Source organism: Corynebacterium tuberculostearicum (assembly GCF_032821615.1).
In the GTDB taxonomy this organism is placed as follows: Bacteria; Actinomycetota; Actinomycetes; order Mycobacteriales; family Mycobacteriaceae; genus Corynebacterium; species Corynebacterium tuberculostearicum_H.
Genome location: NZ_JAVBIF010000001.1, coordinates 555,471 through 576,149 on the forward strand (window position 1 = coordinate 555,471; position 20,679 = coordinate 576,149).

The following is a 20,679-nucleotide window of genomic DNA, read 5'->3' on the forward strand; positions in this document are numbered from 1 at the left end:
ACTGCGTTGCAAGTAAGGCGCCGCCGGCTTCCCGCCGCGGCGCCTTTTTGCATGCCTCAAGAATGGCTCTATCGAGCGGCCTGCCTATATCGCGTCGAGGACGCGGCCGAGCGCCGCGGAGATGGCCTCAGGGTCTTCAAGAATCACCATGTGCCCGGAGCCTTCCACCGTTTGCAGGCTCGCGGCGGGCCAATTCTCACAGAGCACTTCGGATTGCGACCGCGGGGTCACGATATCGGCGGTGCCCACCACTACCTCACCGTGGAGTTTTGCCAGCCGTTCTGCGGCACCATACTCGGCGTGATCCAAAAGGTCATCGAAGAAGCCGGAGTAGGAGGCCAAAGGGGTATCGAGAAGCATGGCAACGTGGAACTGCAGCTTCTCCATCTGGGGAAAGCCGGCTAGGGTCACGGCAAAAAGCGGGGCGATAAAGCGGGCAACTTCAAAGCGGGCACTATCGACGCGCCCGGGCAGGCGCAGGCACAGGCGGTAGAGCGCGTGCAGGGACTTGGACTGCAAAATCTGGGCCACGCCCTTGGCCGCAAAGCGACGCATAGAGGTAGAAATCAGCAACGCGCCCTTGATGCGCTCATACACCTCGGCCGGCGCACGGCGGATGAGGTTCAAGGCAACCATGCCGCCCAGGGAATGGCCCACGATGACCAGATTGCCGTGGGGAGCGCGCTCGCGGATGACGGCTAGGACGTCGTCGGCAGCCGCATCAATGGTGCACTCTTCTGGGGCGACCGTGGAGGATTGCCCATGCCCACGCAGGTCCACCAACAGTGCGCGGGCATTGCGGTCGCGCAGGTAATTGGCCTGGTCATAATAGGCCTCTGAAGACAGGCAATAGCCGTGGATGAAGACCACCGTCACCGGGGCATCCTCTTGGCCAACTTCGTACCAGGCGATGTCTAGGCCACCGTGGTCCACGGTGCCAGACGCGCTGATGTGGGTAAGCCCCGGCTCGGTAGAGGGATCATGCAATCCGCCATAGAGCTTTTCTAGCTCGGCGCGGTGCGAGGGGCGCAGGCGCTTGAGCCAACTACGCGCCACAACGGAAGAACGTTTTCTCAATGCCATAACGGGATCAATACTAGACTGGTGGGCATGGCAAACGACCTCAGTGCCCAATTGCAGGCAAAGTTCAATGCGAGTGCGCCGGACAAGGAGCCGGAGCGCGATACTCTCGGCCAGCTTATCGCACTTATCCGCAAGGTCACCGGGACCGAGGAGGACCTGGGCCGCGAGACCCGCCTGAAGGATATCGGCGTGGAGTCGCTCGATCTGGTGGAGCTTACCGTTCGCGCGGAAGAGGCCTTCCAGGTGCGTTTTTCTGAGGAGACGATGCTCAACAGCGAAACCATCGGCGATATCGCCGAGTATGTGGAGGATCACCAATGATTTCTTATCTATCAGACATGGACGGCGTGCTCATCAAAGAAGGTGAGATGATCCCTGGCGCCGATAAATTTATCCAGGCACTCAAAGACAATGACATCGAGTACATGGTGTTGACCAATAACTCCATGTCAACCCCGCGGGACCTATCTGCACGCCTGCGCAATACCGGCCTGGATATCCCTGCAGAGCGCATCTGGACCTCCGCTACCGCTACCGCGAACTTCCTTTCCAGCCAGGTAAGCTCCAGCAAGGCCTACGTAGTGGGCGAATCCGGCCTGACCACCGCCATGCACGAGGCGGGCTGGATCCTCACCAACGATGACCCGGACTTCGTTGTACTTGGCGAGACCCGCACTTACTCCTTTGAGGCGATTACCACCGCCATTAACCTCATCCGCGATGGTGCGCGTTTTATTGCCACCAACCCGGATGTCACCGGCCCCGCCCCCACGGGCGTGCTTCCGGCTACCGGCGCCGTAGCTGCGCTCATTACCGCCGCCACCAACCGCGAGCCTTATTACGTGGGCAAGCCTAACCCGGTCATGATGCGTTCTGCGCTGAATACTATCGGCGCCCACTCGGAGCACACGGTTATGATTGGTGACCGCATGGATACAGACGTGAAGGCGGGCCTTGAGGCCGGCATGCGCACGGTACTGGTGCGCTCCGGCATTTCCGATGACCACGAGATTTCCCGCTACCCATACCGCCCGTCGGCCGTGCTGAAGTCCGTGGCCGAGCTGCCAGACAAGATCCTGGATCCTTTCGCGGAAGCAGAATAGTTCTTTCCTAATCGCACCATCCGGCGACAGAAAGAAAGGGGTTGGCCAGCAGCAGCTGGTCCAACCCCTTTCGTGCCTTCTACGGCAGGCGCACGGCAGCACTAAAGCCGTGGCGCTGCGCGAGGTAGCGCACGACGCAATCAAGCGCGTCCAGCTCCTCGCGGGTGCCGGTAAGCACCTGGTGGCAGCCGATACCGCTGCCCGCGTTGGCGCAGGCGCTCCCGCCTTGGGCAAGCGCCGCTACGGAAAGCCCATCCCGGAACCAACGAGTGCACCACTGAGCGGTCAGTGGGTCATCGCCCGGAATGATAAATTCCGACTCGGTACGGATGCACCGATCCATGGCGTGTTCAATCTCCGAGCGCAGCTTGCGCGGCATCCCGGAAATCTTAAGCACACCAGTGACCACGGTGGCGCCGCCGTTGACGGAGGGCCACGTGGAGGTGGAGGCCGGCTGTTCAACCGGCGCAGGGTTAACGCACGTATTCATAGCCGATTCTCCCTCGACATAGATCACCACCGCACGAGGCCTGCCGGCCCGGCGCGATGCAAGACGAGCTTCGTCTTCCCCAACGAACTGTCTGATGCGTCTGCTCACAATTTTCCTGCGCCACACCCCTCCCTACAACCCTCAACTTTCACTTCAACCCCCATTCGCTAAACCTCAACCCTAGGTACAGACTGGGGCTAAAGTTGCAGGTGAAACCAATGTTACAAATGTGAAATTTGGAGTTTGCTGAGAAAATTCTTGCCTTCCTTGACGGCGGGCAACAGAAGCCCTGCTCACGCACGGGAACGCGCTACTAGGCCCCCACGCAACCGCCGCCCGTGCGCTCGCACCGGTTTCCCGCGCAGGATGGCCCCTTCTCGCACGAAATTCCCCGACTTCTCCCCGCCCCACGGGGGAGCCTTCCACCACACAGCTCCCCTCAGCGGAAGGCGCTCGCTCCGCCACAGCGGGCGGATTATAAAGAGTTCCAGATGGCGGTATTCATATCGTGCCAGAGCGGCTTGCACCATTCGCCAAAGTCGCGGTTTGTGAGCGCGACCATGGCATAGTCGCCGGCGACCCAGAGGTAGGTGCCGGACATGCCGAAGTGGCCGACGGCGTCGGCAGGCAGGGCGCCCATCCAGTGATCCTTGTCGCCGCGGATTTCAAAGCCCAGACCCCAGGTGCAGTCTTTGAAGCTGCCGTAGCCCGGAACGATGCCACGCAGGCCGCCGAAGTGTACGCGGCGCATATCGGCCACGGTGGAGGGGTGCAAAATCTGTGGGTCTTGAACTTCCGCAGCGAAGGCCGCGAGGTCCTCCACCGTGGAGACCAAACCGTGGCCGGCCGAGCCTTCGAGCCGGGTGGACTCCATGCCCAGCGGGGCCAATATGCCTTCACGCAGGTACTCGGCAAAGTCCATGCCCGTGGCTTCGGCCACGGTATCCGCGGCCCACTCATAACCGGCCGAGGAGTAGATGCGGCGCTCGCCCACCGGCTTTTGCGACTCCCGGGAATCAAAGGAAATCCCAGAGGCATGCGCAAGCAGGTGCTCGAGCGTGGAGCCTTCCGGGCCGGCTGGCTGCTCAAGCTCCACGGCTCCTTCTTCCACGGCCAGCATCACGCCGTAGGCTGCGACCAGCTTGGTCACCGATGCCACCGGGAACTCGCGGGCGGTATCCCCCACCGTTTCTTGCACTTCGCCGCGGTGCAGCAAGGCTCCGGCCACCGTATCCGCGGGCCACTGGCTAATTTGGCTAAATTCACTCATACTCTCTAGCCTACTGAGCCGCATTCGGAAGGAATGGACCGCTTTGGGCGCGCCTTTTCGAGCCGGTCACTCCTTAGGTCTACTGGGTTCCGCACACCTTAGGTCCAAGGTGATCGGGCCGATCTGAGCGAATGGACCCCTCAATTCAGCCCTATAGGCCTCAAATCAGCCCGATCAGAATGGACCTAAGCCACAGAAGCCGGCGAAAGCCCCTCGAAACCGCCCAACCGCCAGACGCGTCAGCTCCACAGGAGGCCGCCCAAGTAAACCACCGGTTAAAACAACAAGAACATTTTATGGAATCGGACAGGAAACGGTTGCACACCCACTAGACATGAGAAAACTTTCAACCATGTCTAATAATTCTAAGAACACGGGCAGCGCAGTTAACCGCCGCCGCTTCCTGCAATCCACCGGTACCGCCGGTGCCGCCATCGCTCTGTCCGGTGCAGCCGCCAATGCCCAAAGCAGCCTCTCGCCGCGCGTGGAGCAGCACATGGTGGAGCCGAAGCTGGGCGAGCGACCCTTCCTCCACGGTGTGGCCTCGGGTGACCCGATTCCGGATTCGGTCATCTTGTGGACCCGCGTGACCCCGGATGCCGATGCCATGCCGGGATCCGGACTGGGCGAGGCCACCCGAGTGGAGTGGGAAATTGCCAAGGATGAGGGGTTTGGGGACGTCGTCAAGCGGGGCGAAGTGACCACCGATGCCAACCAGGACCACACCGTGCACGTGGACCCGCACGGCCTGGAGCCGGAGACCGTGTACTTCTTCCGTTTTAAGGCACAGGAAAAGTACTCGCCCGTCGGCCGCACCAAGACCGCCCCGGCGCTGAGCGCCTCCCCGGAGGAGCTCACCTTCGGTGTGGCTAGCTGCGCTAACTGGGAGTCCGGCTTCTTCAATGCCTATGGCGATATTGCCCAACGCGGCCGCGCGGACCAGCTGGATTACATGATTTTCTTGGGCGACTATATCTACGAGTATCCGCAGCGCGAATACTCCGGCTATGGCCCGGTGCGCCTGCACCACCCGGCGCACGAGATTATCTCGCTGGAGGATTACCGCATCCGCTTCGGCCGCTACCACACCGATGAGAACCTGCAGGCCGCACACGCCGCGCTGCCGTGGGTCGTGGTGTGGGATGACCACGAGGTGGCCAACGATAACTGGCGCGAGGGCGCCGAGAACCACACCGAAGGCGAGGAAGGAGCCTTCCTGGACCGCCGCAAGGCCGCGATGCAGGCCTACTTCGAATGGATGCCGGTGCGCGCGACCAACCCATCCGAGCAGGGCCACCTCTACCGCAGTCTGACCTTCGGCGATCTGGTGGAGCTGACCATGATGGACCTGCGCACCTACCGCGATGAGCAGGTGCGCTTTGGCCCGCGCAAGATGGCTGCAGAGGGCCGCACGATGCTTGGCTCCGAGCAGTACAACTGGCTGCTCAATAAGATCGAGACCTCTTCTGCCAAGTGGAATATGCTGGGCAATTCCGTCATGTTCTCCCCTATGAACCTGGCTACCCTGCAACAAGATGACAAGACCAAGCCGGTCTCTTCCTCGCTGTCTTCCAATATCACCGGCATTCCGGTCAACGGCGACCAGTGGGATGGCTACTCGGCGGAGCGCCGCTTGCTTATCGACGCCCTCTCAAAGCACGACTCCCACACCCTCTTTGTCACCGGCGATATCCACTCCGAGTGGGCGCATAATATCAGCAAGGATGGCCGCATCTTCGGCGCCGAAATGGTCTGCGCCTCCGTGTCTGCGCCCAACGTGAACGAGCAGCTGAAGCTGCCGGAGGGCAATGAGCTGTCCAAGTTGGCCGAGCGCTACCTGATGGGCGCCAACCCACATACCCGCCACGTGGATTTGGACCACCACGGCTACAGCTTTGTCACCGTGCGCCCGGATTCGGCGGAAATGCACTGGTTGCGCGTGGATAACCTGCTCACTGCCAAGTCCCCGGTGCGCGAGGCCGTGACCATGACCTGGCGCCCGGGCGAGGGCTACAGCAAATAGTTGTAAGTTCTGTCACATGACAGGTACTCGATGTTAACGAACGAGTAGTACACCTTCGATAGAGATAGTGAAAGACCCTCTCTGGGGAATTTCACTACCTATCACTCGCCCGCCTCTCGGGCCCCCTTTGGTGCCGCGGATTCTTCCCTAGTCCGCGGCATACTCATAGTCGATGTATCCGCGCTCGCCGCCCAGGTAGAACGTATCCTGGTCCGGCTCGTTAAGCTCAAGGCCCTCGCGCCAGCGGCGCACCAGGTCCGGGTTGGCGATGAGCTCGCGGCCTACTACTGCGGCATCCACGTAATCCAGCTCGATTTCGCGCTGGGCATCCTCCTTGGAGGTCATCGTGGGGAAGCCATCATTCATGAGCACCTTGGTCACGCCGTTTGCGCGTGCCTTCTGCGCCAGCGTGGCGATGAGCTCGCTGTCCGGCTCGCCATGCAGCAGGGATACGTAGGCCAGGTTCAGCGGTGCCAGGGCGTCGAGAAGCCCGCCGTAGGTGGCCAGCATGTCTTCCTGATCGTCTTCGATGACGCCCTGCACGTTGTGTGCCGGGGAGAAACGCACGCCCACGCGGTCGGCACCAATCTCCTCCACCACAGCGCGAATGACCATCTCTGGCAGGCGCCAGCGATTTTCCGGGCTGCCGCCGAATTCATCTTCGCGCTTATTGGCAGACGGCGCCATGAACTCATGCAGCAGGTAGCCGTTGGCGCCGTGGATCTCCACGCCGTCGACACCAGCATCAATAGCCCGGCGCGCGCCCTGGCGGAATTCATCCACGATGCGCGGCAGCTCTTCCTTCTTCAGCTCGCGCGGCACCGGCGCATCCATCTTGCCAGCGAAGCCACGCACGGTTCCGCCCCAGTCAAAGGCGCTCGGCGCCTCCGGGTTCGCACCGTCAATCAGGTCCGGGTGGCTCGTGCGGCCGCCATGCATGATCTGCATGAACAGGGTGCCGCCTTCCTCGTGCACGCGGTCTGCGACGGCGCGCCAGCCTTCTGCCTGCTCATCGGTGGCAATGCCTGCCTGGCCCGGGAATGCGCGGTTGGTCCACGCCGGGAAAGTTCCCTCCGTAACCACCAGACCAGCCGTGGCGCGCTGCGAGTAGTACTTCTGGTGCAGCTCGGTAGGTACACCGCTTTCGCCTGCACGCTGGCGGGTCAGCGCCGCCATGGTGACGCGGTTATCTAGCTTGAATCGGCCAAGTTCCAGTGGTTCGAAAAGTGAAGTCATGCCCAGTGCAACGCGCAGCCGGGCTGCACTATTTCACCATTGCCAAAAGGACGATGACACCAGCGTGTATGCCAGCTTTACCTCGCCCAATAATGAGCGCTGGACGGACCGACTTACTGTAGAAGGCCAGCCCTACTAGCGCGGCTCTGCTGGGATCTCTTGGCCGGTGCTACCGGCGGTTCCGGACGCTTGGGTGCCGGAGCCGGCATCTCCGCCTGCATTAGAGGCGTTGCCGGAGCCGTTGTCCGAGCCAGCACCGGCGTTATCTGCGCCGTTGGCGGCGCTCGGCGCGGGCGAGGCATTGCCGGTAGCGTCAGTTTCCTGACCGCCGCCGCTACCGCCGCCGGCAGGCGAATCGGTCGCGCCAGCGCCATTAGAGCCTTGCGGGTTGGCGGTCTCTGTGGGAGCAGTGCTGTCCTCCGCCGGTTCGTACTGCGTGCCGGTCTCGGTGGATTCGGGGGTGGGGTTGGTGGAGGGAGCGTCGGAAAGCTGCGAGGAAGAGGCCGCCGCGCCGCTATCGCGCCAGTGCTCGGGCGAAAGCCAGCCCGCATCGCCGTTTTCGGGATTGCTTGAGGCCAGGGCCAGGGCGCCGACGACGAGCAGAGCCAGGATGAGGCCCGTGGTAGAGGCGCGGACACGGCCGCCAATGGTGGCGATCTTCTGGAACTTGGTATTGGTCTCCAGCGCGCGCCAGATGCCCTGGGTGGGCTCGGGCTCCTGGTCCTCCTCATCCGGCAGCGCGGGCTTTCCGGGGCCATCGCTTTTCGGGCCATCCGCCTCGGGTGACTGGTGTTCTGGCCGGGAATCGGGGCGCGAGCCCTCCCCTGCCGCGGAGGCATCCTTGACGGACTCTTGTGCCGCTGGATTGTCGCCTGCCGGAAGAAGCGGGCGCTGGATTTCGTCCAAGTCGGCCACGTTGTAGTGATCCCAGAACTCGGAAAGCAGCGCGGAGCGAATGGCACGCTCCACCGCCCACTGGCGGGCGGGGTTTACGGTAACCAACACGCGGTAGGTCACATGCCACGACTGTCCGGCGGCCTGCGGGGCAACCAACTGGGTGGCCGGCAGCACCTCGAGCTCGCCATTGACGTCTACGGCGATGGACGGTTCCTGGATGGCTTGCTCGGAAATCGTGCGCACCCGGCGCGTGATTTCTGGCAGGGTCTCGCCTTCTTGCACCGGCACGTCAAAGTTGACCACGGCGCGCGACCACTCCTGGGAGTAATTGGTGACCGCGCCGGCCGAGCTATTGGGCACGGTGACCAGCTCGCCGGTGGGTGTGCGCACCTTGGTAGTGCGCAGGGTCAGCATCACCACGGTTCCTTCCACGTCAGTCACGCCATCAAAGCTGACGTAGTCGCCCACGCCAAATTGCTTTTCCGAAAGGATGAAGAAGCCAGAGAGAAAGTCCGCAATGATGGACTGGGCGCCAAAGCCCACGGCGGCCGAGACTATCGTCGCCGGCACTGCCGCACCTACCGCGGGCACGCCGAGATTGGTCAACGCGGCCCAAATGATGAGGAAGTACGCTGCTGCCTGCACGATGTAGACCAGCGCTCCGGTCAGTGCCAGGCGCGCCTTGGTGGCTTCTTCGTCTTCATCGAGGCCGCGCTCCATGATGCGGATGGCCAGCCTGCCGATGCGCGGGATCAAAATGCCTATCAGCAATAGCGCGATAAGCGGTAAGCCGTGGTCAACAAAGAGGCTCCACAGCTCGTAGAAGTAATACTTCAGATTCATGCCTCTAGATTAAGCCGCGTGCCTGAAAACTAGATGCCAGTTGACTGCCAGCAACCATGCAAACCCCGCTCCTTCCGACGCGCACCCCCTATGCCCTGCGCAAACTCCTGCGGGCTCGGCCGGGCTTGGCTACTCTGTGGGGCATGAAGAAATCATTCCTTATCCCCTTCTTTTCCCTTGCCCTCTTTACCACTGGCTGCGGCGGCAGCGACGACACCGCCACCACCATCTCCACGGTGAAGGAAACCGTGACGGAGACTGCCTCCGAGACCAGCACCACCGAAACAAGCACCGAGGAATCGACCACGGAAGAAACCACGACCGAAACTCCGCAGGAGCGCGAGCCACGCACGCAGACTCCGGAGCCGGCGACGAATAACCAGCAGCAGGCCAATACCGCGGGGTACCAGTGCGCGGACGGCACCTGGGTGGAGTTTGCCGGACTGTGCAAGGAATCCAATAACCAGCCACCGGTCCAGCCGGCGCCACAGCAACAGGCACCACAGCAGGGCCAAGCCAATAACGGCGGCCCGAGCGCGGATTGCCCGGCCTACCTGTGCGGCTATGGCAATGACGCCAATGGCAACCGGAATAAGAGCTCCGGAGAAATCCAGACCCAATATGGCTGCGAACAGGGCTACATCACGGATCCGCAGGTCTGCGGCGCGGTGGGGCGCTAGGCCGTTTCCCGCTAGGCCGCCGCGAGCTAGGCCGCCGCGCTAAACCACCGCGCCGAACCCACAGGCCTAGTCGCGGGAGTTATAACGCTTCATGAGGCGGTCAATGAGTTCATCAGTAAGCTTGTCATCTTCCAAGATGGAATCCAGCAGGCGCTGCGATTCCTCATGGGAGGCCTGCTCTTCTGCCTCGTAGGAGTCACCGCTCAGGTCCATACCAAAGTCGGTGTTCTCGGACTCCGCGGTCTGGGCACTGAGCTGATCGACGTCCGATTCAAACGACTGCATAAACTCGCTGGCCTCCGCCGCGGCCTCCTTGCGGCGTTTGCCGGAGCGCACTTCCTTTTCGATGCGGCGCTGCAGTGCGGCCTCCATCTGGCGGTGGCGCCACGAGCGCACGCGGTGCGGCTCCAAGCGGCGGCCCACCGCGCGGCTCTTATTCTCCGCCTTCTTCGCCAGCACCTTCACCTGCGCCGCGGTGTGATTAATCGGCGCCCACTCCTGGTAGGCCGGCACGCGCCAGCCGGCCCAAATGCCCAGCAGCGCCAAGAAGATGGAAACCAGCGGCCCGATAATCATGCCCACGGCCATCATGTCATAGTGGTGGCCCACCAAGACGATGATTGCGCAGGCCACGGCCGGGATGACCGTCGGCTGGTTATCGCCAAAGATGCTAGGCTCGCGCCCCATGACGATGTCACGAATCATGGATCCGCCGGTGGCGGTAAACACGCCCATCATGATGCACGGGATAAGCGGCAGCCCATAGGTAATTGCCTTAACTGCGCCGGTGGCGGCCCAGAGGCCGGACACGACGGCGTCGCCATGCGCTTGCAGATAATCCCAGGTCTTGCCCTTGAAGTAGACAAAGCGGGCAATGAGCGCACCAGCAAAGGCCAGGTAGAGGTACTCCGGCTGGCTCATGGCCGCCACCGTGCCGCGGTTAATAAGGACATCGCGCACCATGCCGCCGCCCAGGGAAGAAAACATCGCGATGAAGAAAAAGCCGATGATGTCATAGCCGCGCTTGCGCGCCATAGTGCCGCCGATGATTCCCATCAGCAGCACGCCGCTGATATCGGACCAGCGGTAGAGAGATTCAATGAGCGGATCCACTTCAACCATATGGTTATTAGACTTCACCACCCGCCACCGCGCAATTAGCACACCCATATGCGCAGCCAGGCACCAGAAAAGGCGCCGGCCTTGCTTGCCGACGCCTCCCTCTCACCGTGGGGCCACCGGGGCTCGAACCCGGGACCAACGGATTATGAGTCCGTAGCTCTAACCGACTGAGCTATAGCCCCACGCGGATCACACACCGCTAGGGCGAAGATCCGCTCTCAAAAGAGTAGCCAATCCGAGGCTAAAGACCAATTTGCCCAGCGCAGTGCAGCCCCATCCGGTATAAGTAAATTATGCGCCACATCACAGCCTCTTTCCTTATCGCCGCTGCCCTAACCCTCTCCGCCTGCTCCGCCGACTCGGACCAGGCCTCCTCCACTAACTCCGACGAAAACTCCTCTAACAGCCAAGGTTCTACCAAAGACGCGAAAGCCGTCATTGGCACGTGGGAACAAAAAATAGGCGAAGGTGAGCACACATCTACCTTCACCGCCAGCGTGACCGATGATGTGATCACCGTGGAGTGGGATTACGGCTCCGGCAATAATGAGCCACTATGGATTGGAACCTTTGACGCCGCCAAGGCAGCCAAGGGCGAGACGGTAGCTTCCAAGAAAGACGCCGGCGGCGTGGATCCCGTATCCGATGACATGATGCCGGACAACCTAGACTTCAAGCTCGAAGACGATCAGCTTAAATTCAAGTTCAAGACGGAAAGTGTCCCACTGGACGTCGCGTTAAAGAAGATTAGCGACGAGCCCGAAACCAAAAATGAGCTCCAAAACACCGATGCCACCCGCTCTTTCAAAGACAACATTCTGGAGCTGCCCACCGCTACGGTCAAGATCACCGGACACCACGTTATCGATCCGGGCTCCCCTGGAAACCGGATTGGCGATAAGCCCATCATCGTATTTGACTACGAGATGACCAATAAGACCGACAAAGAGCTGCGCACAGCGGATTTCTCCTCCATGTTCACCGCAATCCAGGATAACGACGAGAACTCCGTCAATGAGCTCAAAACCGGTTTTAGCGAATACATCGATACTGACAACATGTTGGACAAGATCAAGAAGGGCGGCACGGTCAAGAGCTCCGCCGCCTTCGAGCTTGATGACCTCACCACTCCAGTAGAACTGGTAGCCAGGGAAAAATACGGCGAGGAAGAAGTGGGCTCGCAGACTTATAAGCTGGAGGAATCTACCCCGATGGATCCCGCGCCAAAGGACGAAGACTCGAGCCCGGAGCTACCTAAGAAAAACGAGAAAGACACTCATTCCATCTAGCTCCAGTTCCGAGGTGGAAGTGGTTGCCCAGCCTCAATCCCACTCAACTCGAGGCGGTTCGGGTTTAAGCCTGTGCAAACGTTACCCCTGCTTTTACCTCCGATTTCTCCACAGCATAGAATCATCAGTGACATTCACCCCGATGTCACTATTTTTGTGATGGGAGATACACATGGCGACACTAGATTCCCTTTTGGTGCCCGGCGCGGTGGAGCTGCACGGCGCCGCGGATAACTGGAGGCAGGCCATCCGGCTGGCGGGCTCGCTGCTGGAAGAAGCAGACACGATCACCGCGGATTACACCGAGGCAATGATGCACTCCGTGGAGGAAACGGGCCCCTATATCGTGGTGGCGCCGGGATTCGCCTTTGCGCACGCGCGCCCTTCGGAGGCGGTGAAGGAAACTTCCCTGTCGTGGGTACGCCTAGATGAGCCGGTGAAATTCGGCCATGACTCTAACGATCCCGTCGACCTGGTCGTAGCTTTCGCAGCGCGCAATGACTCCGAGCATCTGCAGGCGATGAAACAACTGGCAAAGCTGCTTGCCACCAAGCGCGCCGAGCTCAATCGGGCAGAATCCGAAGAGGAACTGCGCGCGGTTCTCACCGCATCGACTTCGAGCAAGAAGCAGCCAGCGGCCGATCCGAAAGCGGCGCCCGCGTCCCAGGAAACAAAGCACACGGCCGCAGATTCTGTCGCGTCCAAGGGAAAGATCCTCACGGTGTGCGGCAACGGCCTGGGAACCTCGCTATTCCTTAAGAACACGCTCGAGCAGGTTCTCGATGAATGGGGCTGGGGACCGTACCTGAATGTTGAAGCCACGGACACCATCTCCGCCAAGGGTCGGGCGAGCGAGGCGGATTTCCTGCTCACCTCCGGCGAGATTGCGGCAACGCTTGGCGATGTCGGCGTTCCCGTCTACGTCATTCAAGACTTCACCTCTATGTCTGAAATCGATGGGGCTCTGCGCGAGCTCTATGACATCTAAGGAGCATCCTCATGGATTTTCTTCTTGCTATAGCAAACTTCCTTGTCAATGAGATCCTCTCCGTACCGGCATTCCTCATCGGCATCATCACCGCGGTCGGCTTGGCCGCGATGGGGCGCGGCACCGGCAAAACCATTGGCGGCGCCATCAAGGCCACGCTTGGGTTCTTGCTCATCGGTGCCGGCGCCGGTCTCGTCACCGATTCGCTGGAGCCGCTCGGCGCCATGATTACGGGCGCTACCGGCGCGCAAGGCGTGGTTCCCACCAATGAGGCAATCGTAGGCATTGCCCAAGACCAGTTCGGCAGCCAGGTCGCCTGGATTATGATCCTCGGCTTTGTGGTCTCCCTACTCCTCGCCCGCTTCACGCCCATGAGCTACGTATTCCTCACCGGCCACCACGTCCTATTCATGGCCACGCTTCTCACTATGGTGCTCGCCCCTGCCGGGTACTCGTCCTGGATCGTCATCGCCTTTGGCGCGGCCCTGCTCGGCATTCTCATGGTCTCGCTGCCGGCTATCGCGCACCCGTTTACCCGCCGGATTACCGGCGATGACTCCGTTGCCATCGGACACTTCGGCACTATGGGGTACTTGGCTGCGGGCGGCGTCGGCAAGCTGGTGGGCGGCAAGGGAAAGAAGATGTCGCCCTCTACTGAAGACCTAAAGCTACCGGAAGGCCTGCGCTTTTTGCGCGATTCTATGGTGGCAACCGCGCTCTCCATGGCGCTGATGTACGTTGTGCTCGCCGTGCTATTCATTGCCCGCGCCGGTTCGGAGGAAGCCTTTACCGCCTTCCCTGATGGTGCCACCAATGTGGGCAATTTCTTGATGCAGTCCGTCACCCAAGGCCTCCAGTTCGGCGTGGCTGTGGCCGTTATCCTCTTTGGCGTACGCACCATTTTGGGCGAGCTCGTGCCCGCGTTCCAGGGCATTGCGGCCAAGGTCGTGCCCGGCGCGATTCCCGCACTGGATGCGCCCATCGTCTTCCCCTATGCCCAGAATGCAGTCCTCATCGGCTTCATCTCTTCCTTCGTGGGCGGACTGGTGGGCCTTGCCGTGCTTTCCACCTGGCTCAACCCAGCCTTTGGCGTGGCCCTGATTCTGCCGGGCCTCGTGCCACACTTCTTTACCGGCGGCGCGGCCGGCGTCTACGGCAATGCCACCGGTGGACGCCGCGGCGCGGCACTCGGCGCCTTTGTCAACGGCCTCATCATTACCTTCCTGCCGGCATTCCTCCTCAGCGTCCTGGGCTCCTTCGGCTCGGCGAATACCACTTTCGGCGATGCTGACTTTGGCTGGCTCGGCCTGCTGCTGGGTTGGTCCATCCACGCCGATGGCGCTCTGGGGCTTTTCTTCATTGCCCTTATCGCGCTGGCCATCTTGGCCTTGGGCTGGGTATGCCAGCGCACGCTTGTCGACGCCCACTGGGACCCCTCCCCGCACCGTCCTTCCCCTACTAGCACCGCCGGTACCACCGAGGGCGCAACCGCGGCTGCCACTTCTTCCGGCACCGCCAAGAAGTATCCCAAGGTGCTACCACCTGAGGGCGCGCCGGTTCCACCCACCCGCGTAGACCACTAGCCCCGCGCCACACCCCAAAGGGCGCTACAGTATCCCCTATGCAGCGCCCTTCCTTATTCCCCTTAGCGTCCATCCTTCTCGCCGCTGGCCTCACCGTAAGCGCCTGCGGCTCCGGCTCCGATTCCGATAACAACTCCGCGCCGGCGAATGAGCCGGCCTTCTCCACCGCACAGGACAATAGCTCCGCTGCGGGCAAAGCCGAAAAAGAATCCAGCCCGGAAAAGGAAACGAAACAACGCCGCACCGAGACAGTCACCAAACAGGCCGAACCGGAGCAGCCCGCACCGCCGGCCGGCGGCAACCACAACATCAACGCGGGCCAGATTGGCGGCTACTGCGGCACATCGTCATCGGGCGATTCCATCGACGCCGGCGATCTGACTTCATGCGAATTCGCCGCCGCGGTCTTCGATGCCGCGATGCAGGCTAGCTACACCATGCGTTCGAAAGATCCCACGGTGACGGCGGTATACCACGCAGATATCACCGCCAGCAGCCCGGTGACCAAGCAGTCCTATAACCTGGATTGCCGCATGGGCAGCGACCAGCGAGTGCTCACCTGCGAAAAGCCCAGCGATAGAACGGTGAGTGCCTCGTTTGAAACCGCGGATAGGAGCGTGTGGACCAAGCGCGTGGCCACCACGAACTAACCGCTAGCCAAGAAACTAACCAGACCGAACTAGATCAACCGTTCAGCAAACCATTCTGCAATGAAGCCTTCCTTCTTATCGCGCGCAGCGGCCACGGTTTCAACGAGCTCCACAATTTCTTCATCGGGGATTGGCCCCAGCCCAAAGCCTTCGATTTCTAGGTAGGTGGAGGCACATACCCAGGCGATTCGCTTATTGCCGTCAACGAATGCATGCGCTTTTGCCAGATAGTGCAACAACGCTGCAGCCCTATCCAGTGCAGATGGGTGCAAGTACTCTCCGCCGAAGGTTTGTAAAGGGGTGGCCAACGCTGACTCAAGTTTCGACCGATCGAGGAGGTTGCCATCCCGACCGATAAGTTGACGGTTCAGTCGAACCACGTCTTCCACCGGAAGGCAGTACTCATTCATCGGGTTGCAAGAATCTCAAGAGCGCCCTTCCAGCGTTCTACTGAAGCTTGCAAGCGCTGCTGGAGGTCACTGCCGGAAAGATGCTGCACCGAAAGCATAGGCCGCGTCGGCCCCTCAGCTCCACGTGCTTCCTGCAAGGCATAGTATTTTTTCATTTCCAGCTGCGAAATCGGCTCGTTAGCATTCGCCTCGGGGCCCATCTGACCACGAGCGACAATCCATGGACGTTCCGAGTGCGTAAGTTCAATCAGTTCGTTGGATGTCTTATCACCATAAAAGGCAATCACAGCATCGATGATCTTTTCGGCTTCCTCCCCTATTGCCTCTACATCAGCTCCCGGTAACACCGTGGAGGATTTCTCGGAGCGTTGATATTTATTCTCGCGATAGAGGTCGGGTTCAACCGGACCGTCCTTCCACGCCTGAAATTCATTCGAGACAAGAGGTCGCCCGTACCAGCCCAGGCTCCACGCTTGGCAGTAATACGTAAGCTTCTCCAGCTTCCACGCATCGACCCACCCCAGTTTGTTGTAGATAACCTGCGCGACGTCTACTGCTGTAGCCATGGCCCCTCCTCTCATAGTGCGAAACAATTTTTACGTGTAAAGAGCCAAAATTCTTAAGCCAGTATAGCCGTCCTCATCTGCTATATGAAGGCCACACTTTAACCTACAAAGTCATCCTCAGAAGGCCACGGCAGCTCCACGTCCACGGGCACGCCGGCGAGGATGTCCAGCGATTTCTTGAACTCGGCAAGGTCGAGGCCTACCTCCTTATAGGCCGCGGCCATGGCTTCGGGGATGCATTCGGCACGGGTGCGGAGGGAGGCGCCGTCGGCAGTCAGGGCAGCGAGGGTGCGCCGTTCATCGTTCGGGTCGCGCCAACGCTCCACATAGCCCTGCTTTTCCAAGCGCTTGAGCAGCGGCGTGAGCGTGCCACTATCCAGGCCCAGGCGGGAGTCGATGAATTTCAGCGGCACCGGCTCATCTGCCTCCCACAGCGCCAACATGACCAGGTACTGCGGATAGGTCAGGCCGAGCTCCGCCAACAGCGGGCGGTAGGAGCGCACCACTGCCCTATTGGCGCGGTAGAGCGCAAAGCACAGCTGACTATCCAGGGCGAGGCGATCAGTGGGCGCGTCATTCATGGCCAAAAGTATAGACGTCAGCAAAACATTGCATCCGATTTAATTGTGTACAATCAAAACCGTTTCGAGCACCTACTGAAAGGAGCAATCATGGACGCCATGTACACCGCCGAGGCCCTCGCCACCGGAGCAGGCCGCAACGGCCACGCCGCCATCAAGGGCTCGGACCTGGACTTTGCCCTGGCCATCCCCAAGGAGATGGGCGGCAGCGGCGAGGGTGCTAACCCGGAGCAGCTCTTTGCCGCCGGCTATGCCGCGTGCTTCCACTCCGCGCTGCAGGCCGTGGCGCGCAGCCAGAAGGTCGAGCTGGGAGATTCGGCCGTGGGGGCACGAGTGGGCATCGATAAGCAGGGCGAAGGCTTCCAGCTGGCAGTAGAGCTGGAGGTATCCATCCCCGCCCAGGACCGTGCCACTGCGCAGCAGCTTGCCGACGCCGCCCACCAGGTCTGCCCCTACTCCAACGCCACCCGCGGCAATATCGAGGTCACCGTCAGCGTCGTCGAAGACTAGCGTTCTTGCGTACAATCGGCGGACGTACAAAGACCCAATAGAAAAGGAGTCATCATGGACGCCGTTTACACCACCGAAGCACTCTCCACCGGCGCGGGCCGCGACGGCCGCTCTGTAGTCAAGGATTCCGATCTGGACTTCACCATGACCGCCCCAAAGGAGATGGGCGGCAGCGGTGAGGGCGCTAACCCGGAGCAGCTCTTCGCTGCCGGTTACGCCGCTTGCTACCACTCCGCACTGAAGGCAGTGGCCAAGGACAAGGGCGTAGACGTGGAGAACTCCACCGTCGGTGCCCGCGTTTCCCTGGGCAAGAACGACGAGGGCTTCTTCCTCGGCGTGGACCTCGAGGTCACCATCCCAGGCGTTGAGGACGACAAGGCACAGGAGCTTGCCGACGCCGCTCACCAGATGTGCCCTTACTCCAAGGCCACCCGCGGCAACATCGAAGTCAACGTTGGTGTTGCACAGGACTAGTTTCTAGTCCGCTCCCCCAGCCCACGCCGCGCTACTTTCAGCGCCGCGTGGGTATTTTTATGCCTTGTGCAACCTCTCAGATTGGTCTTCTGCTCTGGAAGACGGCTCGGCGCGGCGGCCAGTCCAGAACTTTATTGATAAAAACGCGCCGTTTCATCAATAAGCCCGCCGTAGGGTGGAGCTAAATTATAAAAAGGCGCGTTTTTAACAAATAGAAGGAACCTCGATGGCACACTCTTATCACTCTTTAAAGTCTATTTTCCATCAGTCTTCACACGGACAATCCTCCGTCGACGAGGCTCACGCTCTTAGGCTGCAGAGTCCGAGTACAATCTGTTGGGACTATCAGGTGCGCGGAAAAGACCTCTTTGTTGTTGTTACCACTCGGCTCCACTCCTTGTGTGAACAGGTATGGCGCCGAGAAGTTATTATTTCCCGGTTATGGTCCCTGTTACCTAAAGCTGCGACGCGCCACTACATTTTTCAACTCTTGATTGAAGAAATTCAATCTTCGAACGAGATTGAAGGCGTTCATTCCACAAAGAAAGAAATCGCGGAAGCTTTATCCAAGGCGGATTCTACTTCCACCAAGCGCTTCGAGGAAATGTCAGCGCTATATTCTTCGCTTACCGGACTCGATGGAAGTGAGGTCAGCTTTCCCACTCAGCTTGAAGATATTCGCGCGCTCTACGATTCTCTCCTCAAAGGAGAAATCGATGCTGAGAATGGTATCGACGGTGAGCTGTTTCGAAATGGCGTTGTCCACATCTTTGGCGGCAGCACCCAATTCACGTCCGAGGCTCACAACGAGCAAGATATTCGAACCAGGCTCCAACAGTTCCTGGCGTGTCAAGCGTCTACTTCAAACGGCCTCATTAATGCCCTAGCAGGGCATTTTATGTTCGAGCACACGCATCCATTTTATGATGGCAATGGCCGTCTCGGCCGGTTTCTCATGGGCTTGAAGCTGCGAGAAATACTTTCTGTACCCACCGCGATGTCTCTTTCTCGAGAGCTCTCGAAAGACCGGCAAAAATACTACAAGTCCTTCACGGTCACCGAAGAGCCTCTCAATCGTGGCGAGGCAACGTTTTTTGTCATTGCGCTCCTAGAGATGTTGAGCTCGGCGCAAGAATCTCTATTAAACTCACTTGAGCGAAAAAAGTTCGCCCTCGAGAAACTCGAAGGCCGAATTCAAGAACTGCGAAATGGGCCTGGAACTTCCAAAGAGGATCGCCGACTTAATATCCTCTTCATAATGGGACAAGCCGCGCTTTTTGGCCCTCTCTTAGGACTCGATCTCGACACTCTAGCGACCTACTTGGATAAAAGTAAGCAAACCGTCCGTGCCGATACGAAACGTCTAGTTAAGGAAGGGCTCTTGGAAGAGCGGTCACACAAGCCGCTCTCTTTTGCACTCACGGAAGAAGCCCGTGAGTTTCTAGACATTGAATAGCAACACTCGTAGTGAGAGATACTGCCCTTCTTGTCGAGTTCTCAATGCTGATAATGAGAAAGGGGCCAACCTAGCAGTCGTAGTACATCTAATCCTTAACACCTGGTGCCCAACACGCCGTGCCCCTTCGCGCTGCTGTGCATTCCACTCCTGTAGTCACCGCTGCGGATCCTTATTGATAAAAACGCGGGTTTTTAGCAATAAGATCCCCAGAGTGGATGGCTATTTTATAAAATCGTCGATTTTTAATAAATAGGGTTTCTCTGTCCATATCTTAGCCCCGCTAATTCTTCCTAGTACTCTCCCCAGCGAGAAACGTGGCAATTCAGGTTCAGGTGGCATAGAGGGCGAGTGCCACGCCGCGCTTCGCGGCGGATTCCCAAGCACAGTGGACGAAATCGGCGGAGCTAGCGTCGCGGAAGAAATACGTTGCCTACAAAGCTAAGGCGCTGCTCTCCTGCGATTTATGACTCGCTAAGGTCAACCACCCTCCGCATCCCCTCCCCTGCCGAACGGTGAAATGCCTCGGGAACTTGGGAGAGGGTGATAGGGCCATCGGTGACAGATTGCCAGTCAATGCGGGAGCCGGCAAGTAAGTCGACGGCCTGCTCAAGGTGATGCGGCTCGTAGTTATGCACGCCGGTAACAGTGCGCCAGCCGCGGACAATCCATTCGGGGTCCAAGTCGATAGCAGGGCTGTCCGCAACGGAACCGGCGAGTACGGCCACGCCATTAATGTCGAGAGGCTTCAAACAGGTGATAACACCTTGGGCGAGCTGGAGAATTCCAGCGCGACGTCGAAGTTCTCAACAATATCTAAAGCGGGATCGAAGTCACTAAAACCGGAGATGCAGGCACCCAGCTGAGCAGCGTACCTGCGCCGATGAGAGTTGGGATCCGTCGCGGTGACGGCAGCGCCCGCGCGCAAAGCGGCCTCCACTGCAAGGAGACCGAGCATGCCTAAGCCCACGACTAGGACCCGCTTTTCCTTCAACGAGTCCATGGAGGGACAGGCCGTATCGAGGGCAGCCATAACGGTGGCTCCGGCACAGGAGACGATTGAGGCGGGGACATCGCCAAGCGCGGCCTTCGCCCCTGTTAGGCAACGAACCCGCAGTGCTCCCGCCAAAACACTCTCCATCGGAGCAGACCGAGGCGAGCGCGTAATAGTCAAGAATTCCGATCCAGATTTCACTATGACCAACCAAAGGACGTAAGCAGCTGCAGTGAGGGCTTCTACCTCTGCGTCAATCTCGAGGTCACCAATCCAAGCATTGGGGACGACAAGGCACAAGAGCTTGCCGACGCCGCCCACCAGATGTGCCCTTACTCCAAAGCCACCCGCGGCAACATCGAGGTCAACGTTGGTGTTGCACAGGACTAATCCTGGCGTCTAGCCTCTAGCCCCTCGCTACAGCATTGCTG

Annotated in this window: 23 protein-coding genes, 1 tRNA gene and 1 pseudogene; 13 read left to right on the forward strand and 12 right to left on the reverse strand. The window is 59.9% G+C overall.

The annotated features are described in order from the left end of the window. Positions 1–84 precede the first annotated feature (84 nt). Complete coding sequence (locus RAE09_RS02640; protein ID WP_316980857.1) at positions 85–1,083, reverse strand: alpha/beta fold hydrolase; 999 nt, start codon at positions 1,081–1,083, stop codon at positions 85–87. A gap of 27 nt (positions 1,084–1,110) precedes the next feature. Here RAE09_RS02640 and RAE09_RS02645 point away from each other — a divergent pair, with 27 nt between their 5' ends. Beyond that, a complete protein-coding gene (locus RAE09_RS02645) occupies positions 1,111–1,404 on the forward strand; it encodes an acyl carrier protein (protein WP_005324371.1) in 294 nt (97 codons plus the stop codon). After that, positions 1,401–2,186 carry an HAD-IIA family hydrolase gene (locus RAE09_RS02650; protein ID WP_200435399.1) on the forward strand — a complete coding sequence of 262 codons (786 nt, stop codon included), beginning with the start codon at positions 1,401–1,403 and terminating at the stop codon, positions 2,184–2,186. The genes RAE09_RS02645 and RAE09_RS02650 overlap by 4 nt, the downstream gene beginning before the upstream one ends. Positions 2,187–2,265: 79 nt before the next feature. On the opposite strand, the gene RAE09_RS02655 is transcribed toward RAE09_RS02650, so the two are convergent. Both RAE09_RS02655 and RAE09_RS02660 read right to left on the reverse strand, forming a co-directional pair. Continuing rightward, complete coding sequence (locus RAE09_RS02655) at positions 2,266–2,676, reverse strand: hypothetical protein (RefSeq protein ID WP_200435398.1); 411 nt, start codon at positions 2,674–2,676, stop codon at positions 2,266–2,268. A gap of 475 nt (positions 2,677–3,151) precedes the next feature. Continuing rightward, positions 3,152–3,946 (reverse strand): serine hydrolase domain-containing protein, encoded by a 795-nt coding sequence (locus RAE09_RS02660; RefSeq protein ID WP_316980858.1) that lies wholly within the window; start codon positions 3,944–3,946, stop codon positions 3,152–3,154. A 352-nt stretch (positions 3,947–4,298) separates the two neighbouring features. On the opposite strand from RAE09_RS02660, the gene RAE09_RS02665 reads away from it, so the two are divergent. Beyond that, a complete protein-coding gene (locus RAE09_RS02665) occupies positions 4,299–5,969 on the forward strand; it encodes an alkaline phosphatase D family protein (RefSeq protein WP_316980859.1) in 1,671 nt (556 codons plus the stop codon). 147 nt (positions 5,970–6,116) lie between these two features. On the opposite strand, the gene RAE09_RS02670 is transcribed toward RAE09_RS02665, so the two are convergent. Then, positions 6,117–7,205 (reverse strand): alkene reductase, encoded by a 1,089-nt coding sequence (locus tag RAE09_RS02670; RefSeq protein WP_316980860.1) that lies wholly within the window; start codon positions 7,203–7,205, stop codon positions 6,117–6,119. Here RAE09_RS02670 and RAE09_RS02675 point away from each other — a divergent pair. After that, on the forward strand, positions 7,204–7,344 hold the full coding sequence (locus tag RAE09_RS02675; RefSeq protein ID WP_302258343.1) for a hypothetical protein: 141 nt from the start codon (positions 7,204–7,206) through the stop codon (positions 7,342–7,344). The two genes, RAE09_RS02670 and RAE09_RS02675, sit on opposite strands and share 2 nt — an antisense overlap. Here the strand turns inward: RAE09_RS02675 and RAE09_RS02680 are convergent. After that, positions 7,341–8,945 carry a mechanosensitive ion channel family protein gene (locus RAE09_RS02680; RefSeq protein WP_316980861.1) on the reverse strand — a complete coding sequence of 535 codons (1,605 nt, stop codon included), beginning with the start codon at positions 8,943–8,945 and terminating at the stop codon, positions 7,341–7,343. The two genes, RAE09_RS02675 and RAE09_RS02680, sit on opposite strands and share 4 nt — an antisense overlap. 143 nt (positions 8,946–9,088) lie before the next feature. Here RAE09_RS02680 and RAE09_RS02685 point away from each other — a divergent pair, with 143 nt between their 5' ends. Next, positions 9,089–9,625: a hypothetical protein gene (locus tag RAE09_RS02685; protein ID WP_250410181.1), complete on the forward strand. Its 537-nt coding sequence runs from the start codon at positions 9,089–9,091 to the stop codon at positions 9,623–9,625. Between the two features lie 66 nt (positions 9,626–9,691). Here RAE09_RS02685 and RAE09_RS02690 read toward each other — a convergent pair whose 3' ends face one another. After that, the gene (locus RAE09_RS02690) at positions 9,692–10,747 is read right to left on the reverse strand and encodes a trimeric intracellular cation channel family protein (protein WP_316980862.1); all 1,056 of its coding nucleotides are present in this window, start codon (positions 10,745–10,747) and stop codon (positions 9,692–9,694) included. A gap of 108 nt (positions 10,748–10,855) precedes the next feature. Continuing rightward, positions 10,856–10,929, reverse strand: a tRNA-Ile gene (locus RAE09_RS02695). A gap of 111 nt (positions 10,930–11,040) precedes the next feature. Here RAE09_RS02695 and RAE09_RS02700 point away from each other — a divergent pair. The 4 genes from RAE09_RS02700 to RAE09_RS02715 all read left to right on the forward strand — a co-directional run bounded on the left by RAE09_RS02700 (position 11,041) and on the right by RAE09_RS02715 (position 15,257). Continuing rightward, entirely contained in the window at positions 11,041–12,036 is a 996-nt protein-coding gene (locus RAE09_RS02700; protein WP_316980863.1) for a DUF5067 domain-containing protein, read from the forward strand. 172 nt (positions 12,037–12,208) lie between these two features. Then, positions 12,209–13,024: a PTS sugar transporter subunit IIA gene (locus tag RAE09_RS02705; RefSeq protein WP_316980864.1), complete on the forward strand. Its 816-nt coding sequence runs from the start codon at positions 12,209–12,211 to the stop codon at positions 13,022–13,024. Positions 13,025–13,035: 11 nt separating this feature from the next. Continuing rightward, complete coding sequence (locus tag RAE09_RS02710; RefSeq protein WP_250410179.1) at positions 13,036–14,607, forward strand: PTS ascorbate transporter subunit IIC; 1,572 nt, start codon at positions 13,036–13,038, stop codon at positions 14,605–14,607. Between the two features lie 38 nt (positions 14,608–14,645). Beyond that, entirely contained in the window at positions 14,646–15,257 is a 612-nt protein-coding gene (locus tag RAE09_RS02715; RefSeq protein ID WP_316980865.1) for a hypothetical protein, read from the forward strand. A 29-nt stretch (positions 15,258–15,286) separates the two neighbouring features. Here RAE09_RS02715 and RAE09_RS02720 read toward each other — a convergent pair whose 3' ends face one another. From RAE09_RS02720 to RAE09_RS02730, 3 genes are all read right to left on the reverse strand, one after another. Beyond that, complete coding sequence (locus RAE09_RS02720) at positions 15,287–15,646, reverse strand: type II toxin-antitoxin system death-on-curing family toxin (protein WP_208853986.1); 360 nt, start codon at positions 15,644–15,646, stop codon at positions 15,287–15,289. Positions 15,647–15,663: 17 nt separating this feature from the next. Continuing rightward, complete coding sequence (locus RAE09_RS02725) at positions 15,664–16,233, reverse strand: Panacea domain-containing protein (protein WP_316980866.1); 570 nt, start codon at positions 16,231–16,233, stop codon at positions 15,664–15,666. Between the two features lie 98 nt (positions 16,234–16,331). Then, positions 16,332–16,814, reverse strand: a complete 483-nt coding sequence (locus RAE09_RS02730) for a MarR family winged helix-turn-helix transcriptional regulator (protein WP_316980867.1) — start codon at positions 16,812–16,814, stop codon at positions 16,332–16,334. A 90-nt stretch (positions 16,815–16,904) separates the two neighbouring features. On the opposite strand from RAE09_RS02730, the gene RAE09_RS02735 reads away from it, so the two are divergent. From RAE09_RS02735 to RAE09_RS02745, 3 genes are all read left to right on the forward strand, one after another. Next, positions 16,905–17,324 carry an organic hydroperoxide resistance protein gene (locus tag RAE09_RS02735; RefSeq protein ID WP_316980868.1) on the forward strand — a complete coding sequence of 140 codons (420 nt, stop codon included), beginning with the start codon at positions 16,905–16,907 and terminating at the stop codon, positions 17,322–17,324. Positions 17,325–17,378: 54 nt separating this feature from the next. After that, positions 17,379–17,798, forward strand: coding sequence for an organic hydroperoxide resistance protein (locus RAE09_RS02740; protein WP_316980869.1), 420 nt, complete (start codon positions 17,379–17,381; stop codon positions 17,796–17,798). A gap of 490 nt (positions 17,799–18,288) precedes the next feature. Further along, entirely contained in the window at positions 18,289–19,254 is a 966-nt protein-coding gene (locus tag RAE09_RS02745) for a Fic family protein (protein WP_179386785.1), read from the forward strand. A gap of 464 nt (positions 19,255–19,718) precedes the next feature. Here RAE09_RS02745 and RAE09_RS02750 read toward each other — a convergent pair whose 3' ends face one another. Both RAE09_RS02750 and RAE09_RS02755 read right to left on the reverse strand, forming a co-directional pair. Then, positions 19,719–20,006 carry a hypothetical protein gene (locus tag RAE09_RS02750; protein ID WP_250410174.1) on the reverse strand — a complete coding sequence of 96 codons (288 nt, stop codon included), beginning with the start codon at positions 20,004–20,006 and terminating at the stop codon, positions 19,719–19,721. After that, the gene (locus tag RAE09_RS02755) at positions 20,003–20,287 is read right to left on the reverse strand and encodes a zinc-binding dehydrogenase (protein ID WP_316980870.1); all 285 of its coding nucleotides are present in this window, start codon (positions 20,285–20,287) and stop codon (positions 20,003–20,005) included. The genes RAE09_RS02750 and RAE09_RS02755 overlap by 4 nt, the downstream gene beginning before the upstream one ends. A gap of 195 nt (positions 20,288–20,482) precedes the next feature. On the opposite strand from RAE09_RS02755, the pseudogene RAE09_RS02760 reads away from it, so the two are divergent. Continuing rightward, a pseudogene (locus tag RAE09_RS02760) lies at positions 20,483–20,638 on the forward strand (organic hydroperoxide resistance protein); the annotation flags it as partial. Positions 20,639–20,679: the final 41 nt, after the last annotated feature.